This window comes from Stenotrophomonas sp. PS02298 (assembly GCF_029959445.1).
In the GTDB taxonomy this organism is placed as follows: domain Bacteria; phylum Pseudomonadota; class Gammaproteobacteria; order Xanthomonadales; family Xanthomonadaceae; genus Stenotrophomonas.
Genome location: NZ_JASCOR010000006.1, coordinates 33,871 through 47,701 on the forward strand (window position 1 = coordinate 33,871; position 13,831 = coordinate 47,701).

Here is a 13,831-nt window from a genome sequence, read left to right on the forward strand (position 1 = left end):
CATGGCCCGGCACTACCGGTTAATTGGAGAACGCGGCAGACATCGTCGCCAGGTCCGGCTTCAGGATCACGCCGCGCTCGGTGACGATGGCGTCGATCAACTCACCCGGGGTCACGTCGAATACCGGGTTCCAGGCGGCGATGCCTTCGGCTACGGTGCGTACACCGCCCACGCCGAACAGTTCGCCCGGGTCACGCTGCTCGATCTCGATCTCGTCGCCATGGGCGGTGCCCATGTCCACGGTGGAGGACGGTGCGACCACCATGAACTTGACCCCATGATGGCGGGCCGCGATGGCCAGCTGATAGGTACCGATCTTGTTGGCGGTGTCGCCGTTGGCGCAGATCCGGTCGGCGCCAACGATCACCCACTGCACCGCGCCGGTCTTCATCAGGTGCGAAGCCGCCGAGTCGGCGATCAGGGTCGCGTCGATGCCATCCTGCTGCAGCTCCCACACGGTCAGGCGTGCGCCCTGCAACCACGGCCGGGTCTCCCCGGCAAATACCTTCGCGATACGCTCCTGCGCCACGCCAGCGCGGATAACCCCCAAGGCGGTGCCAAAGCCTGCAGTGGCCAGCGAGCCGGTGTTGCAATGGGTCAGTACGCCGCTGCCCGATGCAATCAGCGCTGCGCCCAAGGCGCCCATGTGGCGATTGGCGGCGAGATCCTCATCCGCGATTGCCTGCGCTTCCAGCGCGGCGACCAGTTTCCAGTCCGAACCGGCAGCGGCGATAGCGCGGCGCATGCGTGCAAGCGCCCAGGCCAGGTTGACGGCGGTAGGGCGCGAGGCATTGAGTCGATCCAACGCTGGCGCCAAGGCCTGCAATGCAGCAGCACCGTCATCGGCCTGAACTTCGCGCGCCGCCAGTACTACACCCCAGGCTGCAGCAATACCAATGGCGGGCGCTCCGCGCACGGTCAAGGCATGAATGGCCTCGGCTACCGCGTCACTGTCATGGCACAGTACGTGCTCGACGATGAACGGCAGTTTGCGCTGATCCAGCAGCTCCAGGGCTTCGCCGGTCCAACGGATCGGGCGGATATGGTCGTAACGGGCGTAATCGATGGCGGAGGTATCGTTCATCCGGATATTGTAATCGGCACCAGCCGGCGCGGACCAACAACCTTGAACCCGCCAGCTTTGTTCAATCGGCGGAGAACTCGCCGCGGCAGCCCTTGTCCACCCAGATACCGTTGTGGTCCCAGCCCCAGCTGTCACCTTCCCGGCAGGCAGCTCTGGACAGCTGCTCGAGCAAGGTAACCCGGCGCATGACGCTGACTCCGCATTCGCGTCGCAGCTCGCTCTTCGATTCGCAGGTAACCCGGCGTGGGACATCGACAAAGCCAGAGCCATCCTCGGCGCCAACCTCGAACAGGCCCTGACAACCGCGACTGACCCAGATCTCCTTGCCACTATATCCCCAGCTGCGCCCTTCGCGGCATGGCAGCACCGACTGCTGCCGCAGCAAGCGCACAGGCGCCCCCCGCAACACCACGGGGCAAACCTCCGTCCGTCCCTTCGATTCGCAACGTACCACCCGGCGTGTTGTACGGGTGGAAGCCTGCGGCCGCGCGAATTCAGCGCTACAACCCCGGCTTACCCAAACCGCGTTGCCTTCGACGCCCCAACTGGTCTCACGGATGCAGTCACGCCTGGACAGCTGCCGCACCAGTTGCACACCAGCACCGGTATCCATCGGGCAGAACGTCCGCAGCTGATCACCCGATTCGCAGCGCACAACCTGCCGGTCCGCCGCTGTTGGCGCAGATTCCCGGGCTGCCAGTACGGTCGGCGCCAGCAATAGCAGCAAGCCGCAGACCCGCTTCATCAGACGCTCCCCTGTTGGGTCATGATGGGTTCCGATGATCACACACTGCCTGAGTCATTGTGAGCAAAGCATTATCTTCACCGCCCCCAGGCTGCAGATCCATGATCCAGCGCAAACCAGCTTCAGGCGCGGGCGAAATCAAACGCCAATACATCGCCAATGCGCGGCGTACCGGCCAAGGCCATCAGCAAGCGATCCACGCCAACCGCAACACCGGCGCAGGCAGGCAACGACGGCAATGCCGCAAGAAAGGCTTCATCCAAGGGCGGCTGTTCAGCTCCGCGCGTCGCACGGATCGCCAGATCGCGCTCGAATCGCTGGCGTTGCTCAACTGCGTCGTTCAGCTCGTGATAGCCGTTGGCCAGTTCGACCGGCCCCAGGTAAAGCTCAAAGCGTTCAGCCAATGGCGGCGTGCCTGGACGGATCCTGGCCAGCGCGGCCTGGCTGGCTGGCCAGTCATGGATCACGGTGATGGCATCGACCGCGAACTGCGACTGGATGCGATGGCTCATCAGCAGATCCAGCCAGTCATCGCGAGTCAGGCCATCGGGCTGGATACCGACTTCGCCCAGACCCGCACGCAGCTGCACTTCGTCGGCCAGGAACGGATCCAGCGCCACCGCCTGCATGAACAGTTCGCGGTAGCTGACGATGCGCACCGATGCAGGCGGACGCTGCACCAGCGCCAATGCTTCCTGCACCAGCGCAATGGTTTCTTCGATCAGCCGGTGGTGATCCCAACCAACCCGGTACCACTCCAGCATGGTGAACTCGGGATTGTGCCGCCCGCCGGCCTCGCCGTTGCGGAACACCCGGCCCAGTTCGTAGCAATCGCCCACACCGGCAGCCAGCAATCGCTTGAGCGGATACTCCGGCGAGGTGCGCAACCAGCGCTGCGGCGACCCAGCATCCACATGCCCGCTGAAGCGGGTATGGAAGCCCTCGATGTTCGGCTCGGTGTTGCCGGCAGCCGACATGATCGGCGTCTCAACTTCCAAGACATCGCGCGCGGCAAAAAAACCGCGGATCAATGCATTCAAGCGTGCGCGCTGACGCAGGGCCTCGATCACGAGTGCAAACGCCCGGAGTGCCCGTTCAATGACAAGGTCAGGATGTCACGCTCATCGTCGCGGTAGCCAGCCGACAGATACAACGACTTGGCCTTGGCATTGTGGTGATTCACTTCCAGCCGGATCACCGCCGCGCCCTGCCCAGCAGCCCAGTCACGCGCCAGCGCCAAGGCCTGTCGCCCCCAACCGCGACCCCGCGCGGCCGGACCGAGATACAACTCATCCAGCAGTACGAAACGACCGCCCTGCTCGACGCTGAAGCACCAACCCAGGGTGATGTAGCCGACCACGCTGTCACCATCGAGCAACAGCAACGCCGCGCCACAGCTTGGCTGCTCCAGCAGCGTCCGCAGACCGGGCTCGACCCGTTCGGCGATGTAGGGAATCTGGTCTTCCACATAGAACTCGCGAACCATCGCGATCAACTGCGGGAAGTCTTCCAGTTGCGCCAAGCGCGCCTTGATCTCACTCATGCCTGTTCTCCGTGCTCGGCGAGGAAGGCAAGCAGACGCGCCTCGTCCCATACTTCCACACCAAGCTCATTTGCCTTGTCCAACTTGGAGCCGGCTTCGGCGCCGGCCACCACGAAACTGGTTTTCTTCGAGACGCTGCCAGCGACCTTCGCGCCCAAGGCCTCAAGCCGGGCCTTGGCCTCGTCGCGCCCCATCTGCGTCAAGGTGCCGGTGAGCACTGCGGTCTTGCCGTCAAGAACGCCAGCGACCTGTTCCTGCGCCTCCGGCGTGATCGCCAGCAAACCGTCCAATGCAGCGCCAGCCGCACTGAACAGCTGCGCATTGGCATCAACGTTCAACCATGCAACCAGTGCATTGGCGGTTTCCGCCGGCAGACCAGCGGTCATGAAGTTGTGCGCTTCTTCGTCCAGGATCGCCGCCGTGGAGCGGAACGCCTCGGCCAGCTGGCGCGCGCGCACCGGCGTGACCTTGGGAATCTCAAGGTCCGCCAACAAGGTCGCCAGATTCAGATCCGCGCGCAGCTTTGCATTGGGCGCGTGCGTATCGCTGATCTGCACGCCACGCTCCAACAACGCGTCAATGGCTTGCTGGTTGCCCGGCTGCGCCATGAAATGACCAATCGAGCGGGCAACTTCACCACCGATATCCGGCACGCGCTTGAACATCGGCCACGGCAGGTGACGGATCAACTCTAGATCACCAAACCACGCCGACAAGGCCTTGGCGGTGCTTTCACCCACGTGTTCGATGCCCAGCGCAAACAGCAGACGCTCCAGCGTGGTGTTGCGACTGGCTGCAATCGCGGCGATCAGGTTATCAGCCCACTTGGTGGCGATCTTCCTGGTGTTCCACTCAAAGCTGGCCGGCACCGACAACGCCTGTGCACGCCAGGAGGCATCACCCGCATCCAGTTTGAGGATGCGATTGAGCGTGTCGCCACTGCCTTCCGGCTGCAGGTGCTGGCCAAGCTGCGAGGCGAGTGCTTCCGGCGAATCGGCATCCAGCGCCAGCTTCAATACCAGCAGCTGATCGCGGTTGAGTGCATACAGGTCGGCGACGCCGCGCACGATGCCGGCATCCACCAACACCTCGATGTACTTGTCACCCAGGCCATCGATGTCCATCGCCTTGCGCGAGGCGAAGTGGGCAATGGCTTCCTTGCGCTGTGCCGGGCAGCTCAGCTCGCCCGAGCAGCGCCATGCCGCCTCGCCTTCCTCGCGCACGATTTCCGACCCACACACCGGGCAGGCGCGTGGCATCTGCCACGGCGTCGTGCCTTCGGGGCGGCGATCGAGAATGACGCTGACCACTTCCGGGATCACGTCGCCGGCACGTCGCACGATGACCGCGTCACCAACCCGCACGTCCAGGCGCGCGATCTGGTCGGCGTTGTGCAGGGTGGCGTTGGTTACCACGACGCCTGCCACATGCACCGGCTTCAGTCGCGCAACCGGCGTTGCTGCGCCGGTACGGCCAATCTGGATTTCGATGGCCTCGACCGTGGTGGTCTGTTCCTGGGCCGGGAATTTATGCGCTATCGCCCAGCGCGGTGCGCGTGCGACGAAGCCCATTTCCTGCTGGCCTTCGCGGTCGTCAAGCTTGTAGACCACGCCATCGATGTCATAGGCCAGGCTGTCGCGGCGCTCACCGATGTCGCGGTAGTACGCCAACAGACCTTCGGCACCCTGCACCACCTTGCACAGGTCGCTGACCGGGAAACCCCATTGTGCCAGCTGCGCCAGGGTTGCCGAATGCGTCCCGGGCAGCTCGCCACCGGACACTTCACCGAGACCATAGGCGTAGAAACTCAGCGGCCGCTGCGCGCTGATCTTCGGATCAAGCTGGCGCAGCGAGCCGGCCGCGCCATTGCGCGGATTGGCCAGCACTTTGCCGCCATGCAGGCGCGCCTGCTCGTTGTAGCGTTCGAAATCGGCACGCGGCATGTAGACCTCGCCACGCACTTCCAGCACTTCAGGCCAGCCTTGGCCGTCAAGTCGCTGCGGGATGACCTTGATCTGGCGCAGGTTGGCGCTGACGTCTTCGCCGGTAGCACCATCGCCGCGGGTCGCACCCTGCACGAACACGCCGTTCTCGTAACGCAGGTTGATGGCCAGTCCATCAAGCTTGGGCTCTGCGGAGAAGAACAACTCACGGCGATGCAGGCGCTCATCGATGCGGCGCACGAAGTCGTGCACTTCGGCATCGGTGAAGGCGTTGCCCAGTGACAGCATCGGCACCGCATGCACGACTTCCGGGAAGCGCGATGACGGCTTGCCACCGACCTGATGGCTGGGCGAGTCGGCGCTGTCCAATTCCGGATGTGCAGCTTCGAGCGCTTCCAGCTCGCGCATCAACCGGTCGTAGTCGGCGTCCGGAATGATCTGCTCGTCGTGCTCGTGATAGGCGCGCGAGGCGTCGGCCAGCTGACGGCGGAGTTCGCTGATGCGCTGGGTGGCGGCGGTATTTTGATTCATGCGGCGATTTTACCCGCGCGGAGTGTTGGCGCGGTAAAAGCGGGGTGCTTGTGATTGATGCTTGCTGCGAACAGCACCCCACCCTGGCCCTCCCCTTGCCTGCGGCAAAGGGAGGGAGCCAAGCTCTGCCCCCTCCCTTTCGCGTAGCGAAGGGGAGGGTTGGGGAGGGGTAGCTCTTAAGGCTTTACCAACGCGGCGACTTCGTCAGCGGCGGCGCCTGATGCTGGCGGTCATATGCACGCAGATCATCGCGGATATGCGCGATGCGCTGGCGACCCAGCGCATTGCGGCTGTCATCCAGCACCACGCCATCCAGCAGCTCACCCATGCGCTGCACGGTCGGCAGCATCTTTTCCCAGGCGTCGAGCGCGGTCATCGGCGCCGGCAAGGTCAGGAAGAACGCAATGGCCGGGGTTTCCATCTCGCGGATGTTGGCCATGTCGAAACTGCCCGGCTTCATGATGCTGGCCATCGAGAAGATCGGGCCGCGCTCCGAGTGTCCTTCCACAAGACGGTGGAATACATTCATGTAGCCAAAGACCAGACCGGTCTTCTCCGCCGCCACCACGATGTCCTCGCCACGCAGCACCTGCCCGGAGCGGGCGGCCACGTACAGCGAGACGATCTTGTCGAAATCCTGGGTTGGCCGCTTGCCGAGCTCACTCAGGTTGCCTTCGTCCACGTCAGGCAGGCCGAGCTCGGGCTGGCTCACGCCGTCGCCTTCGGCACCACCCTCGCCCACCTCGGTACCAGCAGCGCCATCGGCACCGCCCAGCACCGGCTCGCGCCGCGGTTGCTCACCGCTGGCAGGCTCCTTGCGCTTGCCTTGGGCCAGGCGCTTGGGCCGGCTGAAAAAGAAAATGGCCGCTACCAGCAAAACGCCGGCAACCAGAATGCCGATACGCAACAGTGCCGTGTCAGACATGCGCTGCAGTCTCCGGATTAATCGTTCAGGTGGTTAAAGGATGGCACGTCAGGCCGCGCCCGCCAATCGGGCAGCCTCTTCCAGATCAACACTGACCAGTCGGCTGACACCCGGCTCACGCATGGTGACACCCGACAACTGGTGCGCCGCCTCCATCGTCGCCTTGTTATGGCTGACGAACAGGAACTGCACCTTCTCGCTCATTTCCTTGACCATATTGGCCAGACGACCGACGTTGGCCTCATCCAGCGGCGCATCCACCTCGTCCAGCAGGCAGAACGGGGCCGGGTTGAGCTGGAAGATCGCAAACACCAGCGCCACCGCGGTCATCGCCTTCTCACCGCCGGACAGCAGCGAGATATTGGACACGCGCTTGCCCGGCGGCCGCGCCATGATGGTCACGCCGGTGTCGAGCAGGTCTTCGCCGGTCAGCTCCAGGTAGGCATGGCCACCGCCGAACAGGCGCGGGTACAAAGCCTGCACACCCGAATTGACCCGGTCGAAGGTGTCCTTGAAACGACCGCGGGTTTCGCGGTCGATCTTGCGGATGACGTCTTCCAACGTTTCCAGCGCGGTATTCAGATCGACGTTCTGCGCCTCCAGGTATTCCGAGCGCTGTGAGGCCTCGCCGTACTCGTGAATCGCCGCCAGGTTGACCGGTTCCAGGCGACGCATGCGGCCATCGATCTGGTGCACGGTCGATTCCCAGTCCGACAGGCGCGCATCTTCGGGCAAGGTAGTGATCACGTCCTGCAGCACGAAGCCGGCCTTCTCCACCGCGGCCGACAGCTGCTCGGCGCTAAGCACCAAGGCCTGCTGATCGAGCTTGCGCTGCGAGATGCGCTCGCGCTGGGCAAGTGACTGCTCGTCGCGCTGGTGGCGGGTCTGTTCCAGGCCGCGCAGCTCGTGATCGATACCATCGAGCAATGTGCGCGCTTCGGCCAGCACGCGATCAACTCGTACGCGCTCAGCCAATGCGTTCTGGTGCTCGGCCTCGAGCGTATGGACCGGTGTATCGCCCTCGTCCAGCTGCGAGTGCAATTCGCCAAGACGTGAATCCAGCTGACCGCGCTGGGTGCCCATGCGTTCCAGTGCATGGCTGAGCGAACTGATCTGGGTGCGCTGCGACTCCAGCGTCAAGGCCAGCGCATGCATGCTGTCGCGCACATTGCGTGCAGCATCACGGGCCTGATCACGGGCATCACTCATCTGCCTGCGCTCGCTTTCCAGCGCATGCCGGGCCGACTCCAGGTCGCCCATGCTGGACACCGCCTCATCCAGTCGCAGGCGCGCTTCGCTCGCCTGCTCACGACTGACATCCAGCGTTTCCAGCAGCTGCGCCAGCTCAGCCTCGATACGTTCAATGCGCGTGCGGGTGGATTCCAGCTTGCCCTGCTGGCTCTGCAGCTGCCCCGCCAGTTCAGAGCCGGCGCGATGCGCTTGATACAACGAGCGCTGCACGTCTTCGCGCTGCTGCTCGGCGGCCAGCAATTGCTCACGCAGACCAGCCAGCTGCTGTTCCAATGCAGCCTCACGTTCCTGCAGGGATTCGATCTGCTCGCGCAAGGTGACGATCTCGCGCTCACGCAACAGCGCGCCCTGCTCGGCCGCGCCGGAACGCGACATGCGCACCCAGCCCTGGCCCAGTCGCTCACCGCTGCGGGTGATCACCGATTCGCTGTCGCCAAGCGTGCGTTGCAACTGCTGCGCCTGCGCCAGGTCGTCAGCGCCATGCAGATGCGCCAGCAGACGACGGATGGCGAGCGGCCCCTGCACTTTTGCCGCAAGCGAGGTCGGCGCGAAGTCAGCCTTGCCGCCTGCATCAGCAACCAGTGCGATGCGACCTTCGCCCAGCTCAGCCAGCGCATCAACCAAGGCTTCCGGCGCATCCACCAACACGCCTTCGATCAGCTGCCCAAGCGCGCTTTCAACCGCGTTCTCCCAGCCGCCCTCAACACTGATGCGCTCGCCAACGCGTGCGGCCGTATCCAGGCCACGCGCCTTCAGCCATGCTGCCGCCGCACCCTCTTCCTGACCCAGCGCCGCCTGCTGCAGCGTCTCCAGCGACGACAATCTGCCGCGTGCCGACTGCGCCTGCTTGCGCACATCGGCCAATTCGGACTGACCGGTGCGCTGCTGTTCCTGCAATGCCGTCACCGACTCCTTGCGCAGCTCGACCTGCTCGTTCAGCGTCTCCAGCGCGGTCTTCTGGGTCTCATGTTCCAATTGCAGCTGCTCGAAGGCTTCTGCCAGCGCATCCAGATCCAGGCCGGCGCGTTCTGCCTGCAATGCTTCGCGGCGACGGTCGGCCTCGAGGACCTGCTTGTCCAGGTAGTCCACGCGGGTGCGCTCGACCTCACCGGAGCGGGTTGCTTCGGAGGTGTTGCGGTTATGCGCTTCCCAACGCTGCTGCCAGTCGGCCAGCTTGGCCTCGGCCTCGCGCAGTACTTCCTGGCGGATCTCGTTGTCTTCCTGCAGCTGTTCCAGCTGCGGCTCGGCATTCTCCACCGACTCACGCAACACCAGCAGCTTGGCCTCGTCGCCGCTGATGTGCTGGCCAAGTTCGGACAGCGCCTGACGGGTTTCGTCGTGCGCCTTGTGCAGGCGCTGCGCCAGTTCCCGCTGGTGGTGAATCTGCTGCTCAAGCCGGGCCAGGGTGCTGCCCACCTGGTACACATCGGCCTGTGCCTTGTTCAAATTCTCTGCGGCCTCTTCGCGGCGCACACGGCCGGTTTCAATACGGCTTTCCGCTTCGCGTTGTTCGGCGATCAACTGCTGCAGCTTGGTTTCTTCGCGCGACAGGGCTTCGCGCAGGCCGCCCAGACGGCCATCGAGGCCGCGGTATTCCAGCGCCTTCCATTCCGCATCCTTGACCCGGCGCTCTTCCTGCAACGCCTGGTACTGCTCGGCCTGCCGCGCCTGGCGCTTGAGGTGTTCGAGCTGCTTGCCGATTTCCTCGCGCAGGTCGTTGAGCCGATCCAGATTCTCGCGGGTGTGGCGGATGCGGGTTTCGGTTTCCTTGCGGCGCTCCTTGTACTTGGAGATGCCGGCGGCTTCTTCCAGGTACACGCGCAGGTCTTCCGGGCGCGCCTCGATGATCTGGCTGATCATGCCCTGCTCGATGATCGAGTAGCTGCGCGGGCCAAGCCCGGTGCCCAGGAACAGATCGGTGATATCGCGGCGGCGGCACTTGGTGCCGTTCAAGTAATAGTTGCTGCTGCCATCACGGCTGACCGTGCGCTTGACCGAGATTTCGTTGAACGAGGCGTATTCGCCGGAAATCGTGTGATCGGAGTTATCGAAGATCAGCTCCACCGTCGCCTGCGACACCGGCTTGCGGCCAGCCGAGCCGGAGAAGATCACATCGGTCAGCGAATCGCCGCGCAGGCGGCTGGCCGAGCTCTCGCCCATCACCCAGCGCACCGCATCGATGATGTTGGACTTGCCACAGCCGTTCGGACCGACAACGCCGGTCATATTGGTCGGCAGGTGCAACGTCGTGGGATCGACGAACGACTTGAAACCGGAGAGCTTGATCGTGGATAGACGCATGGAATCGGGCTGTTGGCGGACATCGGCAGCAACTGCCGACACCCGGAATGAGGTTCCGGAGGTTCCCTTCCCGCACTCAAGCCATTGATATTCCGGAGAATTCAACTGGAAAAGCGCGGCACTGGCAACCGAGTATAGCTATACCCATGGCCGCCGGTGGTCAGACCAACCAAGCGACCAAAAGAAACGGGCGCCTTGCGGCGCCCGTTCTTTACAACCAGTCCGGCAGAATCAAGCGTCGGATTCGACGATGACCTTGACGGTGGCTTCCACGTCGGCGTGCAGCTTGACGATAACGTCGAACTCGCCAACGTTGCGGAAAGCGCCTTCGCCCATGATCACTTCGCTCTTGTTCAGCTCCAGGCCGGCAGCGGTGAAGGCTTCAGCGATATCACGCGGGCCAACCGAACCGTACAGCTTGCCTTCGGTTGAAGCGTGCGCAGCGATGGTGACGCTGGCGCCTTCGAACTTGGCAGCGCGGGCTTCAGCACCGTTGTGCGAGGCCAGAGCCTTGGCTTCGTACTCAGCGCGCTTGGCTTCGAACTCGGCGATGTTGGTCGCGGTGGCCGGAACGGCCTTGCCCTGCGGCACGAGGAAGTTACGGCCGTAGCCCGGCTTCACGTCAACCAGGTCGCCCAGGCCGCCGAGGTTGGTCACTTTCTGGATAAGAATCAGCTTCATGGTGTAGCTCCGTTATTCGTTAGCGGCGCCAATGGCACCGCAACGCTTGCTGTCCGAATAGGACGGTGGGTACGGAAAATCCGGCCAAGGCCGGATTTCCTGTCGAGAACCCGCAGCGCGTGCAGGCTCTTCCGAAAAATCGGATTAGACGTCGTGGTTGTCCGTGTACGGGATCAGGGCCAGGAAACGGGCGCGCTTGACGGCCGTGGCCAGCTGGCGCTGGTACTTGGACTTGGTGCCGGTCACGCGGCTCGGAACGATCTTGCCGTTCTCGGTCAGGTACTGACGCAGGGTGTTGAGATCCTTGTAATCGATCTCTTTCACGCCTTCAGCGGTGAACTTGCAGAACTTGCGGCGGCGGAAGAACTTGGACATGAAAGTGCTCCTTATTCAGCAGAAGCGGCGTCGTCGCCGGCTTCGTCATTGTTGGAAGATGCACCTTCTTCGTCGTCACGACGACGGCGCTCGCCACGCTCGGGCTTGTCACCCTTCTCGTCCTTGCTCTTCATGATCAGCGACTGCTCGGTGTCAGCCTCGTCACGCTTGATGACCAGGTTGCGCAGCACGGCGTCGTTGAAGCGGAAGCTCTCGGTCAGTTCGTTCAGAACTGCCTGGTCGGCTTCGATGTTCAGCAGAACATAGTGAGCCTTCACCAGGTTCTGGATCGGGTAAGCCAGCTGGCGGCGGCCCCAATCTTCCAGACGGTGGATGGTGCCGTTGCCGGCTTCGACCAGCGCCTTGTAGCGCTCGATCATGGCGGGGACCTGTTCGCTCTGATCCGGGTGGACCAGGAACACGACTTCGTAATGACGACTCATGTTTTTATACCTTTCGGATATAGCCCTGACGGGCTGGACAGCCCCCCGCTGTGCTTCGCGGTGGGGCAAGGGATCCTGCACTGGAGCGCAGGAAGCCGGGCATTATCCATTGGAAATGAACTGGTGGCAAGTTACCCCCGGCCCGTGCAACACAGCATCCGTCGCCGCGACAAACCTCGGCCGCCACGGATGCTGCGTCGCAACAGTACACTATGTAATCGATTCCACGCCCTCCCCGGACCGCCTGACGTGAATTCCACGCTTTCCCTGGCAGCGCAGCTGACGCCGCGCCAGCGCACTTTCATCCTCATCGCACTCTCACTGGGCGGCTTCGCCATCGGCACCAGCGAGTTCGCCAGCATGGGCTTGATGCTGGAAATCAGCCGCGGCCTGGCAATCAGCGAAGCCCAGGTCGGCCACCTGATCAGCGCCTACGCCATCGGCGTGGTGGTCGGCGCGCCGCTGCTGGCCTTTGCCGGCGCCAGCCTGCGCCGCCGCAGCCTGCTGCTGTGGCTGATGGGCTTCTACGCCATTGGCAATCTGGCCAGCGCGCTGGCGCCGAGCTACCACACGATGCTGCTGGCGCGCTTCGTCGCCGGCCTGCCGCACGGCGCCTATTTCGGCGTAGCCATGCTGGTTGCCGCCTCGATCAGCCCGCCGGAACAGCGCGGCGCCGCTGTCTCCAAGGTGCTGCTTGGTTTGTCCATCGCCATCCTGCTCGGCAACCCGCTGACCACCTGGCTGGGCCAGCAGTTCAACTGGCGCAGCGCCTTCGTGCTGGTCAGCCTGCTCGCCCTCGCCACGGTGACGATGGTTGCCCGCCAGCTGCCAGCCGATCCGAACGAGGTCCGCACCTCGCCGATGCGTGAACTGCGCGCCTTCAATACCAGCCAGGTATGGCTGGCACTGGCCATCGGCGCGATCGGCTTTGCCGGCATGTTCTGCGTATTCACCTATCTAGCCCCAACCTTGGTCAACGTCACTGGCATCAATGAACGCTGGATGCCGGTCGCGGTCGGCCTGTTCGGCGTCGGCGCGATCATCGGCAATGTTGCCGGCGGCAAGCTGGTCGACCGGCTGCAGTTCCGCGCCGCAGGCGTGCTGCTGGCATGGTCCATCGTGGTGCTGATGCTGTTCCCGCTGGCCGCGAACTCGGCCTGGGCAATGGTGCCGGCGATCATCGCCGTGGGCACAATGGGCGCGTTGGCGGTGGCCCTGCAGACCCGATTGATGGACGCCGCTGGCGAGGCCCAGACCCTGGCCGCCGCCTCCAACCATGCCGCCTTCAATACGGCAAACGCGCTCGGGCCGTGGCTGGGCGGCATGGCGATTGGCGCAGGTTATGGCCACGCCTCCACCGGCTATGTAGGCGCGGCGACGGCAGCGGTTGGTCTGCTGCTGTGGGGTATTGCGGTGATGCTGCAGCGACGCCAGGACGCGCCCGCGCAATTGGCAGCCGACTGAATGTAATGCCGAGCCATGCTCGGCAGGGGCCTTACGCAGAATCCCGGCAGCACCGGGAATGCTTCAGCCGAGCATGGCTCGGCTCTACAGGGGAAAGCTCGCCGTGCGCCGGACCTTCCCGGCCCCGACACCTGGCCTGCTTCGCGGCTTATGCCGCTCCCACAAAAGCCCAGCCACCGATTTTCTTAGCGGTGCATGTCGTCGGTAGTGAAGCTCTCGCCACAGCCGCATTCGGCCGCTGCGTTGGGATTCTTGAAGGTGAAGGTCTCGCTCAGGCCCTGCTTGCCGAAGTCGATTTCGGTGCCATCCACCAGCGGCAGGCTCTGCGCGTCCACGTAGATGCGCACGCCGTCCTGCTCGAATACGGTGTCGCCTTCGCGCTCATCCTTGGCCAGGTCGGTGACATGGCCCCAGCCCGAACAACCGGTGCGGGTCACGCCAAAACGCAGGCCAAGCGCACCCGGGGTGCCGCTGACAAAGCGCTGCACGCGGGAATGGGCGATGGGGGTCAGATGAACAGCCATGATGGGGCGACTCCAGCAGAA

At 63.9% G+C, this 13,831-nt stretch carries 12 protein-coding genes; 1 reads left to right on the top strand and 11 read right to left on the bottom strand.

Annotated features, from left to right (window positions below; translation table 11 throughout):
• Positions 1–19 precede the first annotated feature (19 nt).
• From mtnA to rpsF, 10 genes are all read right to left on the bottom strand, one after another.
• Positions 20–1,084: an S-methyl-5-thioribose-1-phosphate isomerase gene (gene mtnA / locus QMX78_RS02065; RefSeq protein ID WP_282266069.1), complete on the bottom strand. Its 1,065-nt coding sequence runs from the start codon at positions 1,082–1,084 to the stop codon at positions 20–22.
• Positions 1,085–1,145: 61 nt separating this feature from the next.
• Positions 1,146–1,829 carry a DUF3011 domain-containing protein gene (locus QMX78_RS02070; RefSeq protein WP_282266071.1) on the bottom strand — a complete coding sequence of 228 codons (684 nt, stop codon included), beginning with the start codon at positions 1,827–1,829 and terminating at the stop codon, positions 1,146–1,148.
• Between the two features lie 122 nt (positions 1,830–1,951).
• A complete protein-coding gene (gene epmA / locus QMX78_RS02075; RefSeq protein WP_282266074.1) occupies positions 1,952–2,899 on the bottom strand; it encodes an EF-P lysine aminoacylase EpmA in 948 nt (315 codons plus the stop codon).
• The gene (locus tag QMX78_RS02080; RefSeq protein WP_282266076.1) at positions 2,896–3,372 is read right to left on the bottom strand and encodes a GNAT family N-acetyltransferase; all 477 of its coding nucleotides are present in this window, start codon (positions 3,370–3,372) and stop codon (positions 2,896–2,898) included. The genes epmA and QMX78_RS02080 overlap by 4 nt, the downstream gene beginning before the upstream one ends.
• On the bottom strand, positions 3,369–5,846 hold the full coding sequence (gene ligA, locus QMX78_RS02085) for an NAD-dependent DNA ligase LigA (protein ID WP_282266077.1): 2,478 nt from the start codon (positions 5,844–5,846) through the stop codon (positions 3,369–3,371). The genes QMX78_RS02080 and ligA overlap by 4 nt, the downstream gene beginning before the upstream one ends.
• A 184-nt stretch (positions 5,847–6,030) precedes the next feature.
• The gene (gene zipA / locus QMX78_RS02090; RefSeq protein ID WP_282266079.1) at positions 6,031–6,771 is read right to left on the bottom strand and encodes a cell division protein ZipA; all 741 of its coding nucleotides are present in this window, start codon (positions 6,769–6,771) and stop codon (positions 6,031–6,033) included.
• A 48-nt stretch (positions 6,772–6,819) separates the two neighbouring features.
• A complete protein-coding gene (gene smc / locus QMX78_RS02095) occupies positions 6,820–10,323 on the bottom strand; it encodes a chromosome segregation protein SMC (RefSeq protein WP_282266081.1) in 3,504 nt (1,167 codons plus the stop codon).
• Positions 10,324–10,554: 231 nt separating this feature from the next.
• A complete protein-coding gene (gene rplI / locus QMX78_RS02100) occupies positions 10,555–11,004 on the bottom strand; it encodes a 50S ribosomal protein L9 (RefSeq protein ID WP_282266083.1) in 450 nt (149 codons plus the stop codon).
• Positions 11,005–11,148: 144 nt separating this feature from the next.
• Positions 11,149–11,379, bottom strand: coding sequence for a 30S ribosomal protein S18 (gene rpsR, locus QMX78_RS02105; RefSeq protein WP_002804494.1), 231 nt, complete (start codon positions 11,377–11,379; stop codon positions 11,149–11,151).
• Positions 11,380–11,390: 11 nt separating this feature from the next.
• Entirely contained in the window at positions 11,391–11,822 is a 432-nt protein-coding gene (gene rpsF, locus QMX78_RS02110; RefSeq protein WP_282266085.1) for a 30S ribosomal protein S6, read from the bottom strand.
• Between the two features lie 249 nt (positions 11,823–12,071).
• Here rpsF and QMX78_RS02115 point away from each other — a divergent pair, with 249 nt between their 5' ends.
• Positions 12,072–13,286, top strand: coding sequence for an MFS transporter (locus QMX78_RS02115; protein ID WP_282266086.1), 1,215 nt, complete (start codon positions 12,072–12,074; stop codon positions 13,284–13,286).
• 185 nt (positions 13,287–13,471) lie between these two features.
• Here QMX78_RS02115 and QMX78_RS02120 read toward each other — a convergent pair whose 3' ends face one another.
• Positions 13,472–13,810, bottom strand: coding sequence for an iron-sulfur cluster assembly accessory protein (locus QMX78_RS02120; protein WP_282266089.1), 339 nt, complete (start codon positions 13,808–13,810; stop codon positions 13,472–13,474).
• Positions 13,811–13,831 lie beyond the last annotated feature (21 nt).